The organism is Deinococcus sp. YIM 134068 (assembly GCF_036543075.1).
Classification (GTDB): domain Bacteria; phylum Deinococcota; class Deinococci; order Deinococcales; family Deinococcaceae; genus Deinococcus; species Deinococcus lichenicola.
This window is the reverse complement of sequence record NZ_JAZHPF010000014.1, coordinates 23,084-46,768: the sequence shown is the minus strand read 5'-3', so window position 1 is coordinate 46,768 and position 23,685 is coordinate 23,084. Positions and strand designations below refer to the sequence as shown.

Annotated in this window: 21 protein-coding genes; 7 read left to right on the top strand and 14 right to left on the bottom strand. The window is 68.6% G+C overall.

The window, feature by feature from the left end:
- Positions 1 to 5: 5 nt before the first annotated feature.
- From V3W47_RS13545 to hisF, 7 genes are all read right to left on the bottom strand, one after another.
- A complete protein-coding gene (locus V3W47_RS13545) occupies positions 6 to 1,229 on the bottom strand; it encodes an ABC transporter substrate-binding protein (protein WP_331825752.1) in 1,224 nt (407 codons plus the stop codon).
- A gap of 112 nt (positions 1,230 to 1,341) precedes the next feature.
- Positions 1,342 to 2,082 (bottom strand): ABC transporter ATP-binding protein, encoded by a 741-nt coding sequence (locus V3W47_RS13540; RefSeq protein ID WP_331825751.1) that lies wholly within the window; start codon positions 2,080 to 2,082, stop codon positions 1,342 to 1,344.
- Positions 2,079 to 2,876 (bottom strand): ABC transporter ATP-binding protein, encoded by a 798-nt coding sequence (locus tag V3W47_RS13535; RefSeq protein ID WP_331825750.1) that lies wholly within the window; start codon positions 2,874 to 2,876, stop codon positions 2,079 to 2,081. Before V3W47_RS13535 ends, V3W47_RS13540 begins: the two co-directional genes overlap by 4 nt.
- 79 nt (positions 2,877 to 2,955) lie before the next feature.
- Positions 2,956 to 3,531 carry a 5-formyltetrahydrofolate cyclo-ligase gene (locus V3W47_RS13530; protein ID WP_331825749.1) on the bottom strand — a complete coding sequence of 192 codons (576 nt, stop codon included), beginning with the start codon at positions 3,529 to 3,531 and terminating at the stop codon, positions 2,956 to 2,958.
- 125 nt (positions 3,532 to 3,656) lie between these two features.
- Positions 3,657 to 4,502 carry a DUF4394 domain-containing protein gene (locus V3W47_RS13525; protein ID WP_331825748.1) on the bottom strand — a complete coding sequence of 282 codons (846 nt, stop codon included), beginning with the start codon at positions 4,500 to 4,502 and terminating at the stop codon, positions 3,657 to 3,659.
- Between the two features lie 93 nt (positions 4,503 to 4,595).
- The gene (gene hisIE / locus V3W47_RS13520; RefSeq protein ID WP_331825747.1) at positions 4,596 to 5,255 is read right to left on the bottom strand and encodes a bifunctional phosphoribosyl-AMP cyclohydrolase/phosphoribosyl-ATP diphosphatase HisIE; all 660 of its coding nucleotides are present in this window, start codon (positions 5,253 to 5,255) and stop codon (positions 4,596 to 4,598) included.
- A complete protein-coding gene (gene hisF / locus V3W47_RS13515; RefSeq protein ID WP_331825746.1) occupies positions 5,252 to 6,031 on the bottom strand; it encodes an imidazole glycerol phosphate synthase subunit HisF in 780 nt (259 codons plus the stop codon). The genes hisIE and hisF overlap by 4 nt, the downstream gene beginning before the upstream one ends.
- 171 nt (positions 6,032 to 6,202) lie before the next feature.
- On the opposite strand from hisF, the gene V3W47_RS13510 reads away from it, so the two are divergent.
- The 5 genes from V3W47_RS13510 to V3W47_RS13490 all read left to right on the top strand — a co-directional run bounded on the left by V3W47_RS13510 (position 6,203) and on the right by V3W47_RS13490 (position 12,219).
- Positions 6,203 to 6,619: a response regulator gene (locus tag V3W47_RS13510; protein WP_331825745.1), complete on the top strand. Its 417-nt coding sequence runs from the start codon at positions 6,203 to 6,205 to the stop codon at positions 6,617 to 6,619.
- 58 nt (positions 6,620 to 6,677) lie between these two features.
- Positions 6,678 to 7,505 carry a DUF72 domain-containing protein gene (locus V3W47_RS13505; RefSeq protein WP_331825744.1) on the top strand — a complete coding sequence of 276 codons (828 nt, stop codon included), beginning with the start codon at positions 6,678 to 6,680 and terminating at the stop codon, positions 7,503 to 7,505.
- Positions 7,506 to 7,526: 21 nt separating this feature from the next.
- Positions 7,527 to 8,051, top strand: coding sequence for a HEAT repeat domain-containing protein (locus tag V3W47_RS13500; RefSeq protein ID WP_331825743.1), 525 nt, complete (start codon positions 7,527 to 7,529; stop codon positions 8,049 to 8,051).
- 175 nt (positions 8,052 to 8,226) lie between these two features.
- Positions 8,227 to 10,677, top strand: a complete 2,451-nt coding sequence (locus V3W47_RS13495) for a transglycosylase domain-containing protein (RefSeq protein WP_331825742.1) — start codon at positions 8,227 to 8,229, stop codon at positions 10,675 to 10,677.
- A 264-nt stretch (positions 10,678 to 10,941) separates the two neighbouring features.
- On the top strand, positions 10,942 to 12,219 hold the full coding sequence (locus tag V3W47_RS13490; RefSeq protein WP_331825741.1) for a hydroxyacid-oxoacid transhydrogenase: 1,278 nt from the start codon (positions 10,942 to 10,944) through the stop codon (positions 12,217 to 12,219).
- Between the two features lie 6 nt (positions 12,220 to 12,225).
- Here the strand turns inward: V3W47_RS13490 and V3W47_RS13485 are convergent, their stop codons facing one another.
- From V3W47_RS13485 to V3W47_RS13455, 7 genes are all read right to left on the bottom strand, one after another.
- Positions 12,226 to 12,570 (bottom strand): YraN family protein, encoded by a 345-nt coding sequence (locus tag V3W47_RS13485; protein WP_331825740.1) that lies wholly within the window; start codon positions 12,568 to 12,570, stop codon positions 12,226 to 12,228.
- Between the two features lie 142 nt (positions 12,571 to 12,712).
- Positions 12,713 to 13,384, bottom strand: a complete 672-nt coding sequence (locus tag V3W47_RS13480) for an HAD family hydrolase (protein ID WP_331825739.1) — start codon at positions 13,382 to 13,384, stop codon at positions 12,713 to 12,715.
- 4 nt (positions 13,385 to 13,388) lie between these two features.
- A complete protein-coding gene (locus V3W47_RS13475; RefSeq protein ID WP_331825738.1) occupies positions 13,389 to 13,805 on the bottom strand; it encodes a putative dsRNA-binding protein in 417 nt (138 codons plus the stop codon).
- A gap of 51 nt (positions 13,806 to 13,856) precedes the next feature.
- Positions 13,857 to 14,393, bottom strand: a complete 537-nt coding sequence (locus tag V3W47_RS13470) for a Uma2 family endonuclease (RefSeq protein WP_331825737.1) — start codon at positions 14,391 to 14,393, stop codon at positions 13,857 to 13,859.
- A gap of 97 nt (positions 14,394 to 14,490) precedes the next feature.
- Positions 14,491 to 15,435: a dienelactone hydrolase family protein gene (locus V3W47_RS13465; protein WP_331825736.1), complete on the bottom strand. Its 945-nt coding sequence runs from the start codon at positions 15,433 to 15,435 to the stop codon at positions 14,491 to 14,493.
- A gap of 126 nt (positions 15,436 to 15,561) precedes the next feature.
- Positions 15,562 to 17,577, bottom strand: a complete 2,016-nt coding sequence (gene uvrB, locus V3W47_RS13460) for an excinuclease ABC subunit UvrB (protein WP_331825735.1) — start codon at positions 17,575 to 17,577, stop codon at positions 15,562 to 15,564.
- A 425-nt stretch (positions 17,578 to 18,002) separates the two neighbouring features.
- On the bottom strand, positions 18,003 to 18,893 hold the full coding sequence (locus tag V3W47_RS13455) for a LysR family transcriptional regulator (RefSeq protein WP_331825734.1): 891 nt from the start codon (positions 18,891 to 18,893) through the stop codon (positions 18,003 to 18,005).
- A 120-nt stretch (positions 18,894 to 19,013) separates the two neighbouring features.
- Here V3W47_RS13455 and aceE point away from each other — a divergent pair, with 120 nt between their 5' ends.
- Together aceE and aceF are read left to right on the top strand one after the other, a co-directional pair.
- Positions 19,014 to 21,731, top strand: coding sequence for a pyruvate dehydrogenase (acetyl-transferring), homodimeric type (aceE, locus tag V3W47_RS13450; RefSeq protein WP_331825733.1), 2,718 nt, complete (start codon positions 19,014 to 19,016; stop codon positions 21,729 to 21,731).
- Positions 21,732 to 21,830: 99 nt separating this feature from the next.
- On the top strand, positions 21,831 to 23,678 hold the full coding sequence (gene aceF, locus V3W47_RS13445) for a dihydrolipoyllysine-residue acetyltransferase (RefSeq protein ID WP_331825732.1): 1,848 nt from the start codon (positions 21,831 to 21,833) through the stop codon (positions 23,676 to 23,678).
- Positions 23,679 to 23,685 lie beyond the last annotated feature (7 nt).

Sequence of the window (23,685 nt, the reverse complement as noted above, 5' to 3'; positions counted from 1 at the left end):
CCTCCTCAGAACTTGCACTTGCTTTCCGTCAGCGGCTGGAAGGCCCGCGCGGCGGGGATAGTCGAGACGCGGGTGTAGTAGTCGCCGTTCTCCTTCGCCTGCGCCTTCGACTTGACCTGCACGGTGTACACGTCGAGGAGAACGCGGTGGTCCTGCGGGCGGATGTAGGCGCTGCGGGCGAAGAAGTCGCTGAAGCGGTGGCCCTCCAGCGCCTTCACCACGGCGTCGCCGTCGTCGCTCCTCGCGCGGGCGACGGCTTGCAGGTAGGTCATCGTGGCGGAGTACACGCCCGCCTGCGCGAAGGTGGGCTTCTTGCCGAAGCTCTTCTCGAACTTGGCGGCCCAGTCGCGGCTGCGCTGGTCGAGGTTCCAGTACCACGGCACGGTGGCGAGCGCGCCCGCGAAGGCGTCCTGCCCCAGCGCGGCCACGTCCGTCTCGAACAGCAGGCCGATGCCCAGCCCGATGCCCTGCTGACGGAGGCCGAACTCGTTGTACTGCTTGACCACGTTCACGAGGTCCGCGCCCGCCTGCATGGTGCCGAAGACTTTGGGCTTGAGGCCCTGCGCCTTGAGCAGGTAGCTGGAGAAGTCCGTGTTCGGGAAGGGGGTCGCGTCGCTCGCGGTGACGGTGCGGCCCTTGTTCTCGGTGACGGCGGCGATCATCTGCTTGTTGAGGTCCTGCCCGAAGGCGTAGTTGGGGTAGATGATGTACCAGCTGTTGCCGCCGCGCTTCGTGACCGCCGTGCCCGTGCCGTTGGCGAGCATGTAGTTGTCGTAGGCGTAGTGGAAGGTGTACTTGTTGCACTTCTCGTTCGTCAGAGCGGTGGTGCCGCCCGTGACGACCATCACGGGAATCTTCTTCTGGCGGGCGACCTCGGAGGCGGCGAGCGCGGCGCTGCTCGTCGGCAGGTCCACGAGCATGTCCACGTTCTGACGGTCGATCATCTCGGCGGCCTTGTTGCTCGCCACGTCCGCCTTGTTCTGGTGGTCCACACCGACGACCTGCACCCGGCCCCTGTAGCTGGGATTGGCCGCCACGAAGTCCTGCACGGCCAGTTGCGCGGCGCGGACGCTGCCCTGCCCGGACAGCTCGGAGTACACGCCGGAGAGGTCGGTCAGCACGCCCACCCGCACGGCGTTGTCGGTGAGTCTCACACTCTGGGCGAGAGCGACGGGCGCGGCGGCGAGGGCGGCGGTGGAGAGAAGGGCGGTCAGGGTGCGCTTATGCATGAATTCCTCCGGGGAAGGGGAGAGGGGAAAGGTGGGTTGGGGAGCAGAAACACGGCGTCGCCTGTCTTGCTGACGGCTGATCGCTGAAAGCTGAAAGCTCCCGACTGACCGCTCATACGCTGAGGTACCGCAACAGGTCCTCCCGCCGCGCCTCCACCTCGCCCGCGTGAACCTCGTCCACGACGTGTCCATCCACGAGCACGTAATGCCGGTCGGCGAGGCGGGTGGCGAACTTGAGGTTCTGCTCCACGAGGATGATGCTGAGTCCCTCGCGGCGCAGTTCGGCCAGCATGTCGCCGATCCTCTGCACGATGACGGGCGCGAGGCCCTCGCTCGGTTCGTCAAGGAGCAGGAGCTTGGGGCCGCTGCGGAGCACCCGCACGATGGCGAGCATCTGCTGTTCGCCCCCCGAGAGCTTGGAGCCGGGGTGGTGCCCGCGCTCGCGCAGGACGGGAAAGGCCTCGTAGGCCCGCTCGGTGCTCCAGCCGCCGGGCCGGGCGGGCGGCAGTTCCAGGTTCTCGCGCACGGAGAGGCTGCTCAGGATGGCCCGCTCCTCCGGCACCCACGCGAGGCCACGGGCGGCGACCCGGTGGCTCGGCAGCCGCGTGAGGTCCTGCCCCTCGAAGGTGACGCGCCCCGTGCGGCTGCGGAGGACACCCATGACGGACTTCAGCGTGGTCGTCTTGCCCGCCCCGTTGCGCCCGATCAGGCTGACGACCTCGCCGGGCATGACGTGGAGGTTGACGCCGTGCAGGACGTGGCTCTGGCCGTAGAAGGCATTGAGGTCGCGGACTTCGAGCAGGGGCGTGCCCGTCAGGCCGGGGCGGGCGGGGGAGACGGTCGGGGCCGTCATGCGTGCGCCTCCTCGCCCAGATACGCCTCGATGACGCGCGGATCGCGCCGCACCTCGTCGTAGCTGCCGCTGGCGAGGACCTGCCCGTATTGCAGGACGGTGATGCGGTCGGCGAGCTGCGCGACCACGCTCATGTTGTGTTCGACGAGGACGACCGTGCGCCCGCGCGCCACCCGCCGCACGAGGTCGATGACGCGGTTGACCCCCTCCGACCCCATACCGCTCGTCGGCTCGTCGAGAAGCAGCACGCGGGGGTCCTGCGTCAGCGAGATGCCGATCTCCAGTTGCCGCTTCTCCCCGTGCCCGAGGTCGGCGGCGGGCCGGGCGTGCGCGCCCTCCAGCCCCACGTCCGTAAGGATGGCGTCGGCGCGCGGCCCGAGTTCCTCCAGCCGGGAGAGCGGCGTCCAGAACTGCCCCGGCAGCCGCGTCGGCGATTGCAGGGCCACGATCACGTTGTCGCGCACGCTGAGGCTCGGAAAGACGCTGCTGATCTGGAACGACCGCGACAGCCCCCGCCGGACGATTGCGTGGGGCGGCAGCGTGTCGATGCGCTCACCGAACAGAATCACTTCCCCGCTCGTGGGCCGCAGGAAGCCCGAAAGCAGGTTGAACAGCGTGGTCTTGCCCGCCCCGTTCGGTCCGATGATCGCGTGGATTTCGCCCTCGCGGACGCTCAGGTTCACGTCGTTCGTCGCCCGGAAGCCCCGGAACTCCTTCACCAGCCCGCGTGCCTGAAGGGCGACGGTGCCCGGTCCGCCGGACGAAACATTTGCAGCAGCCTGCGAGGCCGTCATGCGCGGACGCCGGAGGCGTGTTCTGGCATCTTCCCCCCTTCCGAAGTTGTGATACGGGAAGGAAGATACACGGCCCGCGTCACATTCTGGTTACAGTCCGCGCCGCAGTAGCGCCAACCCCCGCCTCCGTCGTCAGGAAGCCCACCCGCCGGTCGTGCTCCTCGGCGGGCAGGGCGGGCACGACGAGGGCCTGCGGAATGACGCCGACGGTCAGCCCGGTGAAGTCGGCGAGCAGGCGGTCGTAGAAGCCGCCGCCGTACCCCAGCCGCACGCCGGAGCTGTCGAAGGCGAGCGCGGGGAGCAGCACGGCATCCACGGACGCGAGCGGCACGCGCGCCGCGTCCGCCGGGGGCTGGAGCGCCCCGAAGCGGCTCATCTCCGTCGCCGTCTCCCACGGGTGCAGCGTCAGGTGCGGCTGGGGCCGGAAGCGGGCGCGGGTGGTCAGCAGCTCGAACTCGTGCGCCAGCCCGCCCACGTCCGGCTCCCCCGGCAGGGCGCGGTAGGCGAGGACGCGGCGCGCGCCGTGGGCGTGGAGGAAGGGGAGGAGGTGAGGGGTGATGAGGGATGAGGGATGAGGGTTGAGGGTTGCCCGCACCCCTCGCGCCCAGCGTCGCCACTCGGCTTTCGGGGCGTCGGGCGGGGGAGGGGCGGTCACGCCGGGCAGCATAGAGCGCCGCAGCGAACGCGCCCACTCGGGCCAATCGCTGCGGCGTTGGGGACAACTCAGGACCTGCGGGTGGTTGACGGCTGAAATCTGAATGCTGACCGCTGAGAGCTGCCCTACGAGCGCGTGGAGAGCTGCACCGCGAACGCCTTGAGAACGAGGCCAGGAATGACGGACTTCACCGTGGCCTTGCCCGTCGTGAGGTCCAGCGTGTAGAGGGTCGTGGTGGCGCTGCCGCCCGCCGTGAGGTACGCCTCGTTCGTCCCGGCGATGTCGAAGCCGGTGCGCTCGGCGCTCACGTCCACGCCGAGGGTGCCGACCGTGTTCAGGGTGCTGAAGGCCGGGCCGCCCGTATGCGTCACGAGCGTGTCGAGGTCCGCGTCGAGCGAATACAGGGTGGTCGCCGGGGTGTAGTCGGCCACGACGGGCTGGTAGCCCTGGAAGGAGTTCGTGTACGCCGCCGCGACGAGGTTGGGGTCCTTGCCCGTGTTGGCGTCGCTCGCCGCGTAGGCCAGCGTGCCGTCCGCCGTCACCGTGCCGTCGTTCGCCGTGCCCGTGGCGGGCGTGAGGCGGTAGTTCATGTCCCCGGTGCTGAAGACGCGCAGACGCAGCGCCGCCGGGTTGAAATCCATCACGCGGGGAGCACCGAGGCTGCCGCCCGTGTTCGCGGTCAGGACGCCCGTGGACGTGTTCACGAGGTACAGCTTGCCCGTGTCGCTCAGTGCGTACAGGCTGCCGTTGCCGTTGAACACATCGAGGTCCACGAGCGTCTCGCCCGCGCCGAGGCCCGTGAGGGTCACGCGGACCACGCTGACGGTCGCGTTGTCGGTGCCGAAGACGACGAGCCGCCCGGACGTGTCCAGCCCGTAGGCGGTACGTCCGGTGGGCGCGACGGGCGAGTTCAGTCCGCAGGCGGAGAGGGCGAGGGCACAGGTGGCGGACAGCAGCGCAAGTCGTTTCATGGGTGGAGCCTCCCCGTGATCTGGTGGTTCACCCGAGCGTATGCGGACGCCGCGCCTTCGGATCACCGGATGAGCTTCACCCGGACTTCACACTCAACCCGCCTCCTTCGGCCCCCTCAGCCCGCTCCGCCCCTCCCGCCCCCGCAGGACGGCGGCCACGTCGGCGGACGACACCCCGACCTCCGCGAGCACGAAGAGGGTGTGGAACAGGAGGTCGGCGGTCTCAGTCGCCAGTTCGGCCCGGTCCCCGTTCTTCGCCGCGAGCAGAACCTCGCCCGCCTCCTCCGCGACCTTCTTAAGTACCCGGTCGAGACCCCCGGCGTGCAGCCGCGCGACGTAGCTGTTCTCCGGCAGGGTGGCGAGCCGTTCGGTGATCGTGGCGTAGACGCGCTCCAGCGTGCCGTCCAGCCCAGTCTGCGTCTCCTCGCCCTCCAGCAGCGGCGTGTGGAAGCAGGAATACTCCCCGGTGTGGCACGCCGGGCCGGTCTGCTCCACCCGGTAGAGCACGCTGTCGCCGTCGCAGTCGAGGTGGACCGAGACGACCCGCTGGGTGTGCCCGCTCGTCGCGCCCTTGACCCACTGCTCCCCGCGTGAGCGGCTGTAGTAGGTGGCTTCTCGCGTTGTCAGGGTGCGCTCCACCGCCGCCCGGTCGGCGTATGCCTGCATCAGCACTGCGCCCGTCCGCGCGTCCTGGGTGACGACGGGAATGAGACCGTCCGCGCCGAACTTCAGGGCCTCCAGATTCGGCGTCATGCATCCCGCCAGTCCGGGCGCACGGGTAGTCCCTCACCCTTGAGGTACGTCTTGACCTCCGGCACCGTCAATTCCCCGAAGTGGAAGACGCTGGCGGCGAGGGCGGCGTCGGCTCCCCCGTCCCGCAGCACGTCCCGGAAGTCCTCCAGCCTGCCTGCCCCCCCCGACGCGATCACCGGCAGGTCCACCGCCGAGGCGACGGCGCGTGTGGCCGGGAGGTCGAAGCCCGCGCGGGTGCCGTCGGCGTCCATGACGTTGAGGCAAATCTCGCCCGCGCCGAGTTCCTGCCCCCGCTCCGCCCACTCCAACAGGTCCAGGCCCGTGTCCACCCGCCCGCCGCCGACGTGGACGGTCCAGCCCTCGCCGTCCTTCCGCCGTTTGGCGTCGATGCTTAGCACCACACACTGCGCCCCGAAGTGGTCGCTGGCCTCCCGGAGAAGGTCGGGCCGCCGCACCGCGCCGCTATTCACGCTGATCTTGTCGGCCCCGGCGAGGAGGAGTTGGCGGAAGTCGGACACGGCGTTCACGCCGCCCCCCACCGTCAGCGGCATCATGACCTGCTCGGCGACGCGGGCGGCCACGTCCAGCATGAGGGAACGGCCCTCGTGCGTGGCGGTGATGTCGTAGAACACGAGTTCGTCGGCCTGCTGCGTCTCGTAGGCCCGCGCTAAGGCGAGGGGGTCGCCCGCGTCGCGGTGGTTCTCGAAGAACCGGACATTCTTGACCACCCGCCCGTTTTGCACGTCCAGGCAGGGGATGATGCGCTTCGTCAACACGGGGCCAGTCTACGCGGCGACCGTCCCGCCCGCGCCCCGGAGGCGTGTAGACGACTTCCCCCGCCGGGACGCAGTTCAACGCCCCTTCACACCCCGCCTTGATAGAATCTTTATGTCCCGACAGTTCGGAGCTTGGGAACGACCGTTGAGGGGGAGCAAGGGGAGACTGCTGTGGAACGCCGACGCATCCTGCTGGTAGACGACAACCCGCACGACGTGGAACTCGCGCTGAGCGCCTTCGAGGAGAGCGGCGACGAACACGACATCACGGTCGCGGGCGGCGGTCCCGAGGCGCTCGCCGTGCTGCGTTCCTCCGAACACCTGCCCGACCTGATCCTCCTCGACCTCAAGATGCCCCACATGGACGGCCTCGCCGTGCTCGACGCCATCCGGGGCGAGGCCGCCACCCGCGACATCCCCGTGGTCATGCTCACCACCAGCGGCGAGGACCGCGACATCCAGGCGAGCTACGCCCACGGTGCCTCGGCCTACGTCATCAAGCCGCTCGACTTCGGCCAGTTTCAGGAGGCGGTGCAGACGATCTCCGACTTCTGGGCACGGCTGAACCGGCATCCGCGCTTCGGTTGAGCTTGACCTCGCGTTCATTCCCGGTGCCGTCCTCCGCCCGCCGCATTAGGCTGACCCCATGCGCGTATGGATCGGCTGTGGCGGCTACAGCAACGAGGAGTGGGCGGCCCCCGGACTCATCTACGAGGGCGTGAAGAAGGACGCCTTCCTGGAGACCTACGCCCGGCACTTCGACGCCGTGGAGCTGAACTCGTCCTTCTACGCCATCCCCGGCCTGAAAGCGTTCGAGGGCATGGCGCGCAAGAGCGCCGGTCGCACGCGCTTCACCGTCAAGCTCAACAAGGTCTTTACCCACGACTGCGCCCCCACCGACGCCGACTTCGACCGGATGCTCCAGAGTCCCGAGCCGCTGCGTGAGGCCGGGTTGAAGGGGCCGTACCTCGCCCAGTTCCCGTACTCCTTCCACCGGACGGCGGACAACCGCAAGTACCTCCTCGGCCTCGCCGAACGCTTCACCGGGCACGAACTCGCCGTCGAACTCCGGCACGCCAGTTGGGACAAGCCGGAGGTCCGCGAGGGCATGGCCGAGTACGGCCTGATCTGGGTCAGCCCCGATTACCCGGTGGTGGGCGGAATGCCCGAACCGCAGGTCCACGTCACGACCGACGTGGGCTACCTGCGGCTGCACGGGCGCAACAAGGGCAGTTGGTGGGAGGGCAGCAGCGCCGCCGAGCGCCACGACTATCTCTATAACCGCGCCGAGATGGACGAGTGGGCGGAGAAGATCGCTCTGGTGGTGGATGATTTGAGCGAGCTGTATGTGTTTTTCCAGAACACGACGAAGGGTCATGCGCTGAAGAACATTCCCATGCTGCGTGAGGCGTTGAATGCGCGGGGCGTTCCGGTGAAGACGCCTGATCCGGCGGATGACGGGCGGTTGATTTAAAAGGACATGCTCGCGGACCGTTTGCAAATACTCGCCCGCTTCGCTCACTGGGTAGAGGGGCCGATCTCGGACGACCTCTTCGAGAAGTGGTTACAGGAGTGGGGTGCGCTCTGGACAGACGTACACCAACTCGCTGAGTGGCAGGACGCCGATCTCCTGCTCCTGCTGCGGCGTGCGCTGTGCCACCACGACGGATTCGTTCGGGGTGAGACTTTACAACTCGTCGGTTTTCACTACGACTTGTCAGGAGATGCCGAGCTTCTCGAACACGTCCGTTCCTTGCTGCTTTCGGATGTGAACGAGCATGTCCGTCTCACCGCCGCCGCTGTCCTCGGTGTGCAGGCTGACGCCTGGGATGACGCCCTCGTTCGAGCGTTGACGGATGATTCCGACGAGGACGTTCGCCGGGTGGCGTTCGAGTCGCTCCTGAAGCTATTCAGGTTGGGACCCGGCCCGGAGGCGCGTTGGTTGGGTGAGATTGAGGCCGGACGCCTGACGCCGACTCTTGACGCCCTCCATGCCATAGCCGCTCGGTATGACCTCTGACTACTCTGCATTAACCCCCGTCCAACCCCCATCCCTCACCCTTCCGGTGGATGACGCGCCCTCCCCAGCCCCCTACCCTGGGCGGTGAGATGCCCCTCACTGCCCCCGCCGACCTCCCCCCGCACCGTGACCCTGGCCCTGAGCGGTCACATGAAAGGCCGGTAGAGTGAGGGCTATGCGGTTTTTCACTGGCCTGGGTGTGCTGCTCCTGCTGGGAACGGCGGGCGCGGGCGGCCTGTGGTGGATGTGGGGGCGCGACCTGCCGAGCGTGCAGGACCTCGACGTGCTGGAGTTCAGCGGGCAGACGCGCGTGTACGACCGGACGGGGGCGCTCGTCGGCACGCTGACGCCGACGCTGGGCAGCGGGGAAGGTGTCAACCGCAACCTGTTGCGCCTGGATCAGATCAGCCCGCCCTTGCAGAAGGCCATCGTGACGAGCGAGGACCGCCGCTTCTTCGAGCACCACGGAGTCGATTACATCGGCATCGCGCGCGGGCTGCTCAAGGGATTGCTCCAGAACGACCTGGAGGGCGGAAGTTCCATCACGCAGCAGGTCGTGAAGAACACGCTGCTCGCCGACCTGAAGAGTGCGCGCACGGCGGAGCGCAAGTTCAAGGAGGCGATCCTCGCCTACCAGCTTGAGCGCAACTTCAGCAAGCAGCAGATTCTGAACGCCTACCTCAACGTCATCTACTGGGGCGATGGGGGCCGCAGCGACATCATCGGGGCGGAGACGGCGGCGCGTGCGTACTTCAGGAAGAGTGCGGCGCAGCTCAACCTCGCCGAGAGCGTCTACCTCACGACCATCGTGCCCGCGCCCAACAAGCGGTACAAGGACTTCAAGGCGTACCGCCCCCTGATGCGGAGCCTGCTCGACCGCATGGTGGAGGACGGGCGCGTGACGCGGGCGCAGGCGAACGAGGCGTGGCGCACCCCGATCTACCCGGCGGGCTGGCGCATCGGCTGGAATGCGGACGGCACTGTGCGCTCCGCCGTGCTGGAGCGGCCCGAGCGCATTCAGGAGAACATGCCGCCCCCGCCCGTGCAGTCGGCCTTCCACTACCTTCAAGCGGTGGAGCGCGAACTGATTCCCGCCATCGGGCGCAAGGCGCTGTACGGCGGCGGCAAGGTCTTCACCGGAATGGACCTCACGGCGCAGCGGAGTGCCGAACAGGCGAGTCTAAACGCCCGCTTGCCCGACGGGGCGACGCTCGGCATCGCGCTCGTCAACCCGGCGAACGGTGAGGCACTGGCCCTCGTCGGGCAGAAGCTCACGGGCGGGCGGCCCGGCGATTGGAACAACGCGACCCAGGCGCGGCGGCAGGTCGGCTCCTCCATCAAGCCGCTGCTCTACACCCTCGCGCTGGAGCGGGGCTGGAAGCAGAGCGACACGGTACTCGATTCACCCATCGGGGGCGACTACCAGCCGCAGAACTACGACGGGCGCTGGACGGGCCGTTACGTCACGATGCGGTACGCGCTCGACCACAGCCTCAACCTCCCCACCGTCCGCATCGCGCAGGAACTCGGGCTGAAGAGCTTCGAGGCCAAGTTGCGCGAGCTGGGCCTGACCCCGCCGCCGAACGCGGGCCTGCCGCTGAGCATCGGGACGTTGGAGGCGAGTCCGCTCCAGATGGCCGCCGCCTACGCCTCCTTTGCCAACGGGGGGCTGTACTACGCGCCGAGCCTCGTGCGCCGGGTGGAGGACGGGCGGGGACAGGTCCTCTACACCCGGCCCGCGCCGCAGGCCAAGCGGGTGTGGGACGTGCGGACGGCGTGGCTGGGGCTGGACATGATTCGGGGCGTGGTGAACGACCTCACCGTTTATCAGGGCGGCCTCGCCACCCGCGCGCAGATTCCCGGCTGGGACGTGGGCGGCAAGACGGGCACCACGAACGACGTGAAGGACCTGTGGTTCGCGGGCGTGACGCCCCTCGTGAGTGGGGCCGTCTGGGTCGGCAAGCAAGCGGGCGGCGCGCTGCCGAACTGGGCCTACAGCGGCGAGATTCCCACCCCGGTGTGGCAACAGGCGGTGGCGGGTGCGCTGGCGGGTCGGCCCCGGCAGACCTTCGCCGAGCCGGGCGGCATCACCTACCGGGTGGTCCGTCAGGTGGAGATGGCCTTCCGAGAGGAGGAAGCCGACCGGGAACAGGTCGCGCGGGACGGCAGCGGGAACAGTGGCGGTGGTTTCTTCGGCGGACGGCGCGACCCGACCCCAGCCCCCGTCCCCGAACCTCAACCCGAGGTCGTGACGGAGACGCCCGCATCGGAACCGACCCCCGAACCTCTCCCGGAAGAAGTTCCTGTCAGTGAAATTCCCACTGAGCCTCCCGTGGAGGAGGGCTTCACGGGCGAGCAGGGCACCGAGATCACGCCCCCCGAGGACATCCCCACCGCCGAGCAGCCCGACCCGCTGCCGGAAGTGCCCATCGCGCCCGTTGAGGAACCTGTCGTCCCCGAACCCGTGGAGACGCCGGAGCCTGCGCCCATCGAGCCGGAGCCGCTGCCCGAACCCCTGCCCGAGGAGAACATCGCGCCGGAATACGAGCTGCCCGAGCCGCCCGCTGACTCCTATCAGGAGGGCGGCGAGCCGAGCGGCGTGCAGGAGCTTCCGCCCGTCTTCTGATCTTGGGGCAGGTGTGACGGTTGTGGATGGGTGCTGACTCAGTGACGCTGCGTGCGACCCCTCAGTCAGCTTCGTTGACAGCTCCCCTTAAAGGGAGCCTTTGTTGGCCGTTGGCCTTCCTTCAAGGGGAGGTGCCCCGAAGGGGCGGAGGGGTCGCACGCGGTGAAGTGCCCCAACCGCCCGCTAGACCCTCGCTCCCAGTTGAGCCGTCCCCCGCCCGGTGCTAGCCTCCCCGGACAGGGCAATCAGCTTGGGGGGGAACGCATGACACTGGCCGACCACGAGACGATCTTCACCATCGAGGCCACGCCCGTGAAATTTGGGCCGGGGGCCGCGCGGGAGGCGGGGTGGGAACTCGCCCGGCTGGGGGTGCGCCGCGCCTTCGTGGTCGTGGACCCTCACGTGCGGTCGTGTGGCGTGGCGGACCCCGTGCTGGAGAGCCTGCGCGCCTCCGGGGCCGATCTCATGGAGTGGGACGACGTGGAGACGGAGCCGGGGCTGGACGCCCTGAACCGCGCCGTGCGGGCCGCGCGGGAGGCGAACGCGGACGGCTTCGTGGCCCTCGGCGGGGGGAGTGCCATCGACACGGCGAAGGTGGCGAACCTCCTCGCCACGCACGGCGGCGAGATCATGGATTACGTAAATCCACCCGTCGGCGGGGGACGCAAACCGCCCGGACCCCTGCGTCCCCTCCTCGCCATCCCGACGACCTCCGGCTCGGGGTCGGAGGCGACGACCGTGGCGATTCTCGACCTTCCGCACCTCGGCATCAAGACGGGCATCAGCCACCGGGCGCTCCGGCCCACGCAGGCCCTCGTGGACCCCGAACTCACCCGCACAGCACCGGGGGCCGTGGTCGCCGCCGCCGGACTGGACGTGGTGTGTCACGCTGCCGAGAGCTTCCTGAGCCGCCCGTATACCAGCCGCCCCCGCCCCGCCAGCGCGGACGAGCGCCCGCCCTATCAGGGCAGCAACCCGGTGGCGGACCTGTGGTCGGCGCAGGCCATCCGCTACGGCGGCGAGTACCTGCGCCGGGCCGTCGAGGGCGGCGACGATGTGGAGGCGCGCGGCTTCATGATGCTCGGCGCGACGATGGCGGGCGTGGGGTTCGGTTCGGCAGGCGTCCACATTCCGCACGCCTGCGCGTACCCGCTCGCCGGGCGGCGGCACGTCTACCGCCATCCGGGCTACCCCGGCGAAAAGGTCTTCGTGCCCCACGGCTTCTCCGTGATCGTGACCGCCCCCGCCGCCTTCCGCTTCACCTTCGACGCGGCCCCGGCAAGGCACCTTCAGGCCGCGAGTTTCCTGACGGGCGAGGAGTACGACCCCGACGACCGCGAGGCGTTGCCCCGTGCCCTGACCGCTCTCATGCGCGACGTGGGCGCTCCCAGCGGTATCCGCGAACTCGGCTACGACGAGGCCGATATTCCCGCTCTCGTGGACGGTGCCATGAAGCAACAACGCCTCCTCGCCGTCGCGCCGAAGATGCCGAGTGCCGACGATCTGGCGCGGATATTCCTTGAGTCGCTGAGGAATTGGTAACGCGGGCTACGCCCCGTCCAACGGAATAAGCGTGACCGTTCCCGTCGCCGCCGGTCCGTCGATGGTCAGCACCTCCAGGCGGCAGGGGAGGTCGTCGCGGCCATGCTCGCGCGTCAGGTACGTGAGGGCGGCGCGGTGCATCAGCGCGAGCTTGCGCGCAGTCACGCTCTCGGCGGCGCTGCCATGTCGGGCGTTTTTCCTCTGCCGGACCTCGGTGAAGACGAGCGTCTCGCCCTCGCGGGTGATGAGGTCGATCTCCCCGCCCGGAATGCGGTAGTTGCGCGCCACGACCTCCCGCCCTAGCAAGGCGAGGTGGGCGGCGGCGCGGTCCTCGGCATCGGCTCCTTTCATGTCGGGCTGGTTCCGGGTGGGCAGATGGACGGCGACGAGAAGGGCAGGCTGTGCTTGCCACCCCTCTCCCAGCCTCTCCCGTAAGGGGGGAGGAGCAGAAAGGCCGTGTTCTGCCGGTCGCTGGAAGCTGGCTGCTGGCGGCTCACTCCTCCAGCCATTCCCGCCAACTCGTGAAATCCGGCACCGTCAGCGCCGCCCCCGCCGCAATCAAGGAGGTGGAGGGCGCGGTGGTCGTCAACGCCACGACCGTGCAACCTGCCCCCACCGCGCTCCTCACCCCGTTCACGGCGTCCTCGTGGGCGAGGCAGGCGCGGGGGTCGAGGCCGAGCAGCGCCGCCCCGCGCTCGAAGGGTTCGGGGTGGGGCTTGCCGCGCGTGACGTGTTCGCCCAGGATACGCGGCCCGAAGCGGTGGCCGAAGCCGAGCGCCTCCATCCCGAACTCCACGTTCACGGCGTCCGCGCTCGTGACGAGGGCGAAGGGGATGCCGCGTGTCTCCAGCGCGTCCAGGTACTCGCCCAGCCCCACGACCTCGCGCAGATTGCCGCGTGCCAGGTCGCGGTAGCGGCCCTCCTTGGCGTGGTGGAAGCGCAGGGCCAATTCCTCGTCCGGCACCTGTCCGGTCAGCCGCTCGATGATCTCGGGATTGCGCCCGCCGTCCACCTTCGTGTCGAGGTCGTGGTCGGTGAGGGTCAGGCCCAGCAGCTCGGCGGCGACCTCCTGCCACGCCTGACGGTGCCAGGGATTGTTGGAGGTCAGCACGCCGTCCATGTCGAACAGCACGCCCGCAGGTCGGGCGGGGAGGGTGAGGCTCAAAGGTTCACCCCCCCTCCGGCCCGTGCCCGAGGTCGGCGAGCAGCCCCCGGTACAGCCGCGCGGCGTCCCGGCGCACGTCGTCCAGTTCCGCATCGTCGTCCGCGAGGTCGAGGGCCACCTCCAGCGCCTCGGCCAGAACATGCGAGTAGATCGGCCATCTGCCGCTCGCCTCCGGCTCCCCCCTCTCTGCGGCGTTCGGCCCGCTGTCCAGCGTTGCCAGGGCCGCCTCCGCCGCCGCCCTCTCCGCGTCGCGCTTGGAGCGGCCCTCGCCCTCGCCGAGCGTGCGCCCCGCCGCCGAGACGGTGACGTGGAAGGTGCGCTCGTGGGGCGGTCCCTCCGCCGTCGCGTCGAAGGTCGGCGTGCCCAGACCCAGCGCCGTCAGCCGTGCGATCAGGTCCCCCTTAGGATTCATGGCCGTCATGCCCGCCAGCCTACCGTGCGGGTGGGCCAGCCGTGGGATCGGACGGTGGGATCAGAGGACCCAGGCGTAGATATCGTCCAGTGAGAGCGTCCGTCCCAGACATGAGATGTGGACGCTGCCCCGCCCGGCGAGTTCCTGAAGCTCCCACTCGCCGCCCTCGCGCTCGTAGGCATAGACACGCCGCTCGTCCTGCTCGACGATCAGGTAGGTCTGGAGACTGGGGATGGACGTATAGGCGTGATATTTGGCGTGTCTATCGGTCCATTCCGACCGTTCCGAGACGATCTCGGCAAGGAGGCAGGGCGAGGTGGCGTAAGAGTCGTCCTCGGGTGCGTCCAGGCAGCCCATCACGTCGGGGGAGTAGAACGCAGCCTTTTCGGCGATATGAAGCTTGAACTGGGAGGAGAAGAGGCGGAAGCCCAGGCCCCGGCATGTCGGATACAGCGTGCCCAACAGGTTGGTCTTGATGAGGCCGTGCCCCGCGCTCGCGCCGTCCTCGTCCGCCGCCTCGCCGTGAGGCCCGTACCAGAAGCCGCCCACATACTCCCGCCGGAAGGAGCTTTCACGCTCCGTCCGCAGATAGTCCACCACGCTCAGGGGCCGCGCAGGCGAGGGTTCATGCCCGATGGTACCCGTGGCAACCTCCCCCCGCCGCCCTATGCACTCTCTAGCGACTGGCGACCCCCTACAAGTTCCCCCGCAGCCACACCAGCGTCGTCGCCCAGGCGTTCTCCGCCGCGTCGCGCTTGTAATTCTGCCCGGTGTCGTTGTGGAAGGCGTGGTTGGCCCCCGGATAGATCAGGAACTCGTGCCGCACGTTCGCCGCCGCGAGTGCCTCCCTCGTCGCCGGGGCGTTGGAGGTGATGCGGGCGTCGCGCCCCCCGTAGATGCCCAGCACGGCGGCCCTGATCTTGGGAATGTCCTCGAAGGAGGGGGACGGCCCGTAGTAGGGGATGGCGGCCTTGAGGTCCGGCAGCAGCGTGGACATGCGCCACGTCATGCCCCCACCCCAGCAGAAGCCCAGCATCCCGAAGCGTTCGACCTGCGCGCCGGGCTGCGCCTTGAGGAACTTCACGGCCTCCAGCCCGTGCGCGGCGTGCGTCTCGGCGGGCGTGCGAGCGATGAAGGCGGAAATCTGGGCGGTATCGGTGAACCGCGCCGTCCCCCCCTCCGACGAGACGAAATCGGGCGCGAGCGCGATGAAGCCCGCCTTGGCGACCCGCCGGGCCACGTCCTGAATGTGCGGCTGGAGGCCCCGGTTCTCGTGGATGACCATGACGATGGGCGCACTCGCCACGCCACGGGGACGGGCGAGGTAGGCGAAGTTGGTCCGCCCCAACGCCTCGTAGGCCACGGGCGCGGCCTCGATGCTGGGATCGTCGGGTGCCACCTGATAGCTGCTGGTGGCGGGTTCGTTCTGGGGTGGGGCTGTCTGCGCCTCGGCCAGTTCGGCGGCGCTGATGCCCATCACGCCCAGGGACGCGAGCAGCGCCCGCGCGCCGAGGACCGAGCCGCCCAGCAGCACGCTCCGGCGCAGGAACTCGCGGCGGGGCAGCTCTCCCTCGCGGTAATCCTCGGCGAACTCCTCGGCCACATAGCGGAACAGGTCCTGCCGGTAGTCGTTGCTCATACGCTCTCCTTTGAGTGACTGTCTGAAGCTTAAGGAAAAGCCGGACGGTTGGATGTAGGACGACCCACCAACGCGACCAAGGAAAGAGGCCGCCTCGTGTGAAGCGGCCCTCCCTCCGGGTTGTTCCTACCGCCGCCCCTTCCTCCGCACCTTCTGCCCCGGCACCGTCGCCTGCTTGAACTCCCTGCCCTGCAACTTGGCCTCGATGGCGCGAATCTGGTCGCGCAGGGAGGCCGCGCGCTCGAAGTCGAGGTCCTCGGACGCCTGCCACATGTCGAGTTCGAGGTCGGTGAGCTGGGCGGTCAGCGCGTCGCGGTCGTCGCCCACGTTCTCGGAGCTGATCTCGTCGGGCGTCTCCTCGCCGCGAATCACGTTGCGGACTCCCTTGACGACCGTGGTGGGCGTGATGCCGTGTTCCTCGTTGTAGGCGGTCTGCTTCTCGCGGCGGCGGCGGGTTTCCTCCATCGCGTAATTCATCGCGGGCGTGATCGTGTCTCCGTACAGGATGACTTCGCCGTTCAGGTTGCGCGCCGCCCGCCCGATGGTCTGAATCAACGCCCGCTCACTTCTCAGGAAGCCCGGCTTGTCCGCGTCGAGGATGGCGACGAGCGACACCTCCGGCAGGTCCAGTCCCTCGCGCAAGAGGTTGATGCCCACCAGCACGTCGTAATGCCCCAGCCGCAGGTCGCGGATGATGACCTGACGCTCCACCGAGTCGATGTCCGAGTGCATGTAGCGGGTGCGGACGCCCTTCTCCAGCATGTACTCGGTCAGGTCCTCCGACATGCGCTTAGTCAGGGTGGTGACCAGCGTTCGCTCGCCCCTCAAAGCCCGCTCGCGCACCCGGCCCAGCAGGTCATCGATCTGGCCCTGGATGGGCCGCACCGTCACGGGCGGGTCTACCAGCCCCGTCGGGCGGATGATCTGGTCGGCCACGGAGTCGCTGACCTCGCGCTCGTAGGGGCCGGGCGTGGCGGAGACGAAGACGGTCTGCCCGGTCTTCTCCGAGAACTCCGCGAAGTTCAGCGGGCGGTTGTCCATCGCCGAGGGCAGGCGGAAGCCGTAGTCCACGAGGGTCTGTTTGCGCGCCCGGTCGCCGTTCGCCATGCCGCCAATCTGCGGCACCGTCACATGCGACTCGTCGATGAAGGTGATGAAGTCGTCCGGGAAGTAGTCGAGCATGGTGTACGGCGTGGCACCGATGGCCCGCCCGTCGATGTGCCGCGAGTAGTTCTCGATGCCCGAGCAGTAGCCCAGCACCTTGAGCATCTCCAGGTCGTAGAGGGTGCGCTCCTTGATGCGCTGCGCCTCCAGCAGCTTGCCCACGCTCTTGAAGTAGTCGAGGCGCTGGTCCAGTTCCTCCTGAATCGTCACGATGGCCCGCTCGATGTTGCCCGCGCTGGAGACGTAGTGCTTGGCGGGATAGACCACCGTGGCGTCGAGGTCGCCGAGCTTGTCGCCCGTCAGCGGGTGGACGATCTGGAGGCGGTCCACGTCGTCGCCCCACAGCTCGATCCTCAGCGGCTGCTCGTCGTAGCTCGGCCACACTTCTATCGTGTCGCCCTTCGCCCGGAAGCGGCCCGCCGCCAATTCGATGTCGTTGCGCTCGTACTGCATGGTGACGAGGCGGCCCAGCAGGTCGTCGCGGCTCACCTTGTCGCCGACCTTCAGGATCAGGTTCAGCGCCCGGTACTCGGCGGGGTCGCCGAGGCCATAGATGCACGACACCGACGCCACCACGATGGTATCCCGCCGGGTGAGCAGGTTGCGCGTCGTGGAGTGCCGCAGCCGCTCGATCTCCTGGTTGATGGCCGCGTCCTTCTCGATGAAGAGGTCCTTGCCGGGCACGTAGGCCTCGGGCTGGTAGTAGTCGTAGTAGGAGATGAAAAACTCCACCGCCGAATCGGGGAAGAACTCGCGGAACTCCGAGGCGAGCTGGGCGGTGAGAATCTTGTTGGGGGCCATGATGAGGGCGGGGCGGCCCGTCTCCTCGATGACCTTCGCCATGCTGTACGTTTTGCCCGTGCCCGTAGCTCCGAGCAGCGTCTGGTAGCGCAGCCCCGACTCCAGCCCGTCCACGAGACTGCGAATGGCGGTCGGCTGGTCCCCGGACGGCGTGAATTCCGACTTGACCCGTAGCATCCCTCCAGTTTACGCCCTGAACGTAGTGGGTGGGAAGGGCTGAGGGGAGGGATGTTGGCTGGGTGAAGGAGGGGCGAGGCATCTTGCTCCGTTTGCCCCCACCCCCCAGCCCCCTACCCCCAGAGGGGGCAGGGGGAGTGGCGCTGCGCTGGGCAAAGGGCCTGTTGGCCGCGCCCGTGGTCGGATTCTTGGCGTGGCAAGGTCTGATCTTGTTGCGCTCTATCTGGAAGGCCCACCCAGGAAGCTGCGCGAGCCGACGTGGTGGTGGGAGTGGACCGTCCGCCCACGGGTAAGAATCGGGCGTCGAGAGTGACGGTTTTTGGAGAGCAGAAGCATGAGCTTTTTAGCCCCTCCCCCTTGAGGGGGGAGGTCGGGAGGGGGTGAACGAAGCGACCGAGCCGCGCCCCTCAACGCTCAATCCCGCCTCACTCCCCCTTCTCCAGCGCCTCCCGCGCCACGGTCAGGAAGGCCCTCAGCGTCGGGTCCTGGCCCTCCTCGCGCCGCCACACGGCGACGATCTCCACCACGGGGGCGTCCTCCAGCGGACGGTAGACCACCCCCGGCAGGGCGAGGCGGCTGAAGAACTCGATGGGCAGGAAGACGCCGAGGCCCGCCGCGACGAGCGAGAGGAGGGTGGGAATCTCGATGGCCTCCTGCACGACGTTGGGCGTGAAGCCGGAGGCGGCGCACCAGCGCATGACCTGATCGAAATAGGTGGCGCGCAGGTGGCGGGGGAAAAAGACGAAGCGTTCCCCGGCGAGGTCCCCGATCCTCAGTCGCCGTTTGCGGGCCAGCGGATGCCCGGCGGGCAGCGCGGCGACGAGGGGCTGACGCCACAGCGGGCGCGAGTCGAGGCCGGGATCGCGCACGGGCAGCAGCATCAGGCCGACCTCGATCTGGCCGCCGCGCAACGCCGCCTCCTGCTCTTGCGCGGTGAGTTCGCGCAGGTCCACCGAGACGTTGGGGAAAGCCTCCCGGAAAGCCCGCACGATCTCCGGCAGGCCGCCGAATGCCAGCCCGCCCACGAACCCCACCGTCAGTCGCCCGACCTCGCCCCGCGCCGCCCGCCGCGCCCGCTCGACCGTCTGCCCCGCCTGCGCCAGCGTCTCCCGCGCCCCGATCAGGAACTCGCGCCCCGCCGGGGTCAGTTGCACGCGCCGAGTTGTTCGCAGCACGAGGGGCACGCCCACCTCGTCCTCCAGGTTGCGGATGGAGTTGCTCAGGGCCTGCTGCACCACGAACACGCGCTCGGCGGCCCGCCCGAAGTGTTCCTCCTCGGCGAGGGCGACGAAATGGCGCAGGTGGCGGAGTTCCATAGAGGTAAGGCGAGGAACAAGGCTCCTCCACTCCAGCTTGTCACACTCACCTCCCCGGCTGGTGAATGATTGGCCTTTGCCTTGTTGGAAGCGGTGAATGCGCGGGCTTACACTGACCGCATGACAAAAACGCCGCCGCGCGCAGGTCTGTCCTCCCAGGAACGCGAGCAGCTCAACAGTATCGAGACGCAGGAGTGGCTCGACTCGCTCGCCTACGTGCTGGCGAACGCGGGGGACGACCGGGCCGCGCAACTGCTCGAAGACCTCGACCACTACGCCTATTTCCACGGCGCGCCCATCCTGTTCAAGCAGAACACGCCGTACATCAACACCATCGACGTGTCCGCCCAGCCCGAGTACCCCGGCAATCTGGAGCTGGAGCGCAAGATTCGCAACGCGATCCGCTGGAACGCCGTGGCGATGGTCATCCGCGCGAACAAGAAGTCGGACGGCCTCGGCGGGCACCTGTCCACCTACGCGTCCTCCGCCGAGCTGCTGGAGGTCGGCTTCAACCACTTCTTCCGGGGGCACGGGGCGGGGCAGGACCGCGACCTCGTGTTCTACCAGGGGCACGCCAGCCCCGGCGTGTACGCCCGCTCCTTCCTGGAGGGCCGCTTCAGCGAGGCGCAGATGGACCGCTTCCGGCGCGAACTCAGCCCGGACGGCGAGGGCCTGAGCAGCTACCCCCACCCGTGGCTGATGCCGCACTACTGGGAGTTCCCGACCGTCTCGATGGGCCTCGGCCCCATCCAGGCGATCTATCAGGCGCGCTACATCAAGTATCTGGAGAACCGGGGCCTCAAGCCCGTGGGCGACGCGAAGGTGTGGGCCTTCGTCGGCGACGGCGAGATGGACGAGCCGCAGAGCATCGGGGCGCTGAGATTCGCCGCCTACGAGAACCTCGACAACATCGTTTTCGTGCTGAACGCCAACCTCCAGCGCCTCGACGGGCCGGTGCGCGCCAACTCGAAGGTCATTCAGGAGTTCGAGGCGCTGTTCCGGGGCGCGGGCTGGAACGTCATCAAGGTCGTGTGGGACTCCAAGTGGGACGAGCTGCTCCAGAAGGACTACAACGGCGAGATCGTCAAGCGGTTCGAGACGCTGGTGGACGGTGAGTCGCAGCGGTACGCGGCCTTCGGGGGCAAGGAGTTGCGCGAGGGGTTCTTCAATACGCCCGAACTCAGGGCTTTGATCGAGGGGTGGACGGACGCGGACCTCGAACTCCTGAACCGGGGCGGGCACGACGTGAACAAGATTTACGCCGCCTACGAGGCCGCCGTGCGGCATAGGGGGCAGCCCACCGTCATCATCCCGCGCACGGTGAAGGGCTACGGCCTCGGCGAGACGGCGCAGGCGCGCAACGTGTCGCACCAGGTCAAGAAGCTCGACTTCCACGCGATGAAGAACCTGCGCGACCTGCTGGAGCTGCCGCTGACGGATGAGCAGGTCGAGCATCTGGAGTACTACCGCCCCGCCTCCGACAGTCCCGAGATCAAGTACATGCTGGAGCGGCGGGAGGCGCTGGGTGGCTTCGTCCCCGAACGCATCGTGAACTACCCGCATCCCACCGTGCCGACGGGCGAGTTCTACGAGGAGTTCGCCGCCGGGAGCAAGGGCCGCGCGGTGAGCACCACGATGGCCGCCGTGCAGATCATGAGCAAGCTGCTGCGCGACAAGGAGATCGGCAAGCTGGTCGTCCCCATCGTGCCCGACGAGGCCCGGACCTTCGGCATGGACGCGCTCGTGCCGCGCATCGGCATCTACTCGCCGCGCGGGCAGACCTATCAGCCCGTGGACGCGGGCAGCCTGATGGCCTACAAGGAGGCCAAAGACGGTCAGATGCTCGAGGAGGGGCTGACGGAGGACGGCGCGATGTCCTCGTGGATCGCCGCCGCCACGAGTTACGCCAACCACGGCGTGCCGACCATTCCCTTCTACGTCTTCTACTCCATGTTCGGGATGCAGCGCATCGGCGACCTCGTGTGGGCCGCCGCCGACCAGCGGGCGCGTGGCTTCCTCTTCGGCGCGACGGCGGGCCGCACGACGCTGGCGGGGGAAGGGTTGCAGCACCAGGACGGCAACTCGCTGCTCCAGGCGTACGTCGTGCCCACCCTCAAGGTGTACGACCCCGCCTTCGCCTACGAACTCGCGGTGATCGTCGAGCGCGGCATCCAGCGGATGTACGTGGACGACATCGAGGAGTTCTACTACGTCACCATCGACAACGAGAACGAGGTCCAGCCCCCCATGCCGGAGGACGGGCGCAGCCACGAGGAGATTCGTGACGGCATCATGCGGGGGATGTACCGCTTCCAGGCGAGCGGGAAGGGGGACGCGGAGCTGAGGGCGCAGATTCTCAGCAGCGGCCCGGCGATGGGCGCGGCGCTGGAGGCCGTGGGGAAGCTCGAAGCCTACGGGGTCGCCGCCGACGTGTGGAGCGTCACGAGCTACAAGGAACTCCACCAGGAGGCCCTGCTCGTCCAGCGCCACAACATGCTGCACCCGACCGAGGAGCCGAAGCTGAGCTACGTCGCCTCCCAGCTCAGCCGCGAGAACGCGCCCGGCGTCCTGATCTCGGTGAGCGATTACGTCAAGCTCGGCGCGGACGGCCTGAACGGGCACCTCGACCGCAAGCTGTGGACGCTGGGCACCGACGGCTTCGGGCGCAGCGAGGCCCGCGAGGAGTTGCGCGACTTCTTCGAGGTGGACACGAACCATATCGTCCTCGCCACCCTGTACGCCCTGCTGCGTGACGGGCAGGTGACGGGCGACGTGGTGCAGAAGGCGATCACGGACCTCGGCATCGACCCGGAGCGGGTGGCCCCGGTTCTGCGCTGATGCGCGGCTGTCAAACTGTCTAACCGTCGAACGGTCGAACAGCAAAACGCGGTTAGACGGTTTGACCGTCAGACCCTAGACACTCCGAAGGAGTCCAATATGGCTACCGAACTCAAACTCCCCGACGTGGGCGACAACATCGAGCAGGGCACGGTCGTCACGCTGCTGGTCAAGCCCGGCGACAGTATCAGCGAGGGCCAGCCCATCATCGAGATCGAGACCGACAAGGCGGTGGTCGAGGTTCCGGCCAGCGCGGGCGGCACCGTCGAGGCCGTGCAGGTCAAGGTGGGCGACACGGTGCCCGTCGGCGGCACAATTCTGACGCTGGCGGGCGGGGCGGCTTCGGCTGGAAGTGCCGCGCCCACCAGCCCCGCCGCCGAACCGGAAGCGCCCGCGACGGCCTCCGATTCCAACACGGCGAACCGCGTCGCCCAGGCCCAGCAGGACGCGCAACGCGAGCAGGCCGGGCAACCCACGCAAGGTGGGGGAACGTCGGGTGGAGGCTCGGCGGGCGGTGCCCAAGTCACCCTCCCCGACGTGGGCGACAACATCGAGCAGGGCACGGTCGTCACGGTTCTCGTCAAGCCCGGAGACACGATCACCGAGGGCCAGCCCGTCATCGAGATCGAGACGGACAAGGCCGTGGTTGAGGTGCCCGCGAACGCCGCCGGGACCGTGCAGGACGTGGCGGTGAAGGTGGGCGACGCCGTGAAGGTGGGCGGGGTCATCCTGACGCTGGCCGGGGGCGTGCCGTCCGGTACCGCTCAGCCTGCCTCGGGTGGCGACGCGACGAGCCAGCCCAGCACCGCGCCCGGCATGGTCGGTCCCGCCGCCGAGGCCGAAAGTACCGCCGTGGCCGCCGATCCGAACACGGCGAACCGCGTCGCGCAGGCGCAGGTGGACGCGCAGAAGGAGCAGGCGGGCCAACCCGTGAGCACGCCCACCGCCCCCCCGCCCACGCCGCCGACCTTCGACGGTCGCCCGGTGCTGCCCGCCTCGCCCACGGTGCGCCGCCTCGCCCGTGAGCTGGGGGTGGACCTCCGCTCCGTGCAGGGCACCGGGGTTGCCGGACGCATCAGCGAGGAGGACGTGAGGCGTACGGCGAGTCAGCCGGCAGCGCCCGCCGCTCAGCCTGTCGCCCCTCAACCTGCTGCCCAACCCGCCCCCCAGCCGACGCCCGCCCCGTCTCAGCCCGCCGCTCCGGCCCCCGCCGCTGCCGCCACCGCCCTCCCCAATTTCGAGAAATGGGGCACCGTGCGCCGCGAGGACATGAGCGGCATCCGCAAGGCGACCGTGCGCTCCATGACGGCCTCCACCGCCATTCCGATGGTCACGCACTTCGACAAGGCGGACGTGACCCGGATGGAGGAGACGAGAAAGCAGTTCGGCGCGCGGGTGGAGAAGGCGGGCGGCAAGCTCACGATGACCCACATCCTGATGAAGGTCGTGGCGAATGTGTTGCGGAAGTACCCCAAGTTCGGGGCGTCGCTCGACCTCGCCGCCCAGCAGGTCGTCTACAAGGACTACGTGAACCTCGGGGTGGCGGTGGACACTCCGCAGGGCCTGCTCGTCCCCGTCCTCAAGGACGCCGACCGCAAGAGCATCACCGAGATCGTGCTGGAGCTGAACGAGCTGGCGGGCAAGGCGCGCGAGCGCAAGCTCAAACCCGACGAGATGCAGGGCGCGACCTTCACCATCTCCAACCTCGGCGGCATCGGCGGCTACGCCTTCACGCCCATCGTCAACGCGCCGGAGGTCGCCATTCTCGGCGTGTCGCGCGGCGGCTTCGAGCCGGTGTGGAACCGCGAGACGGGAGCCTTCGAGCCGCGCAACATGCTGCCCCTCTCGCTGACCTACGACCACCGCCTCATCGACGGGGCCGACGCCGCGCGCTTCGTGCGGGCGATCTGCGAGACGTTGGAGGACCCGTTCCTGATTAGTCTGTAGCCGTCAG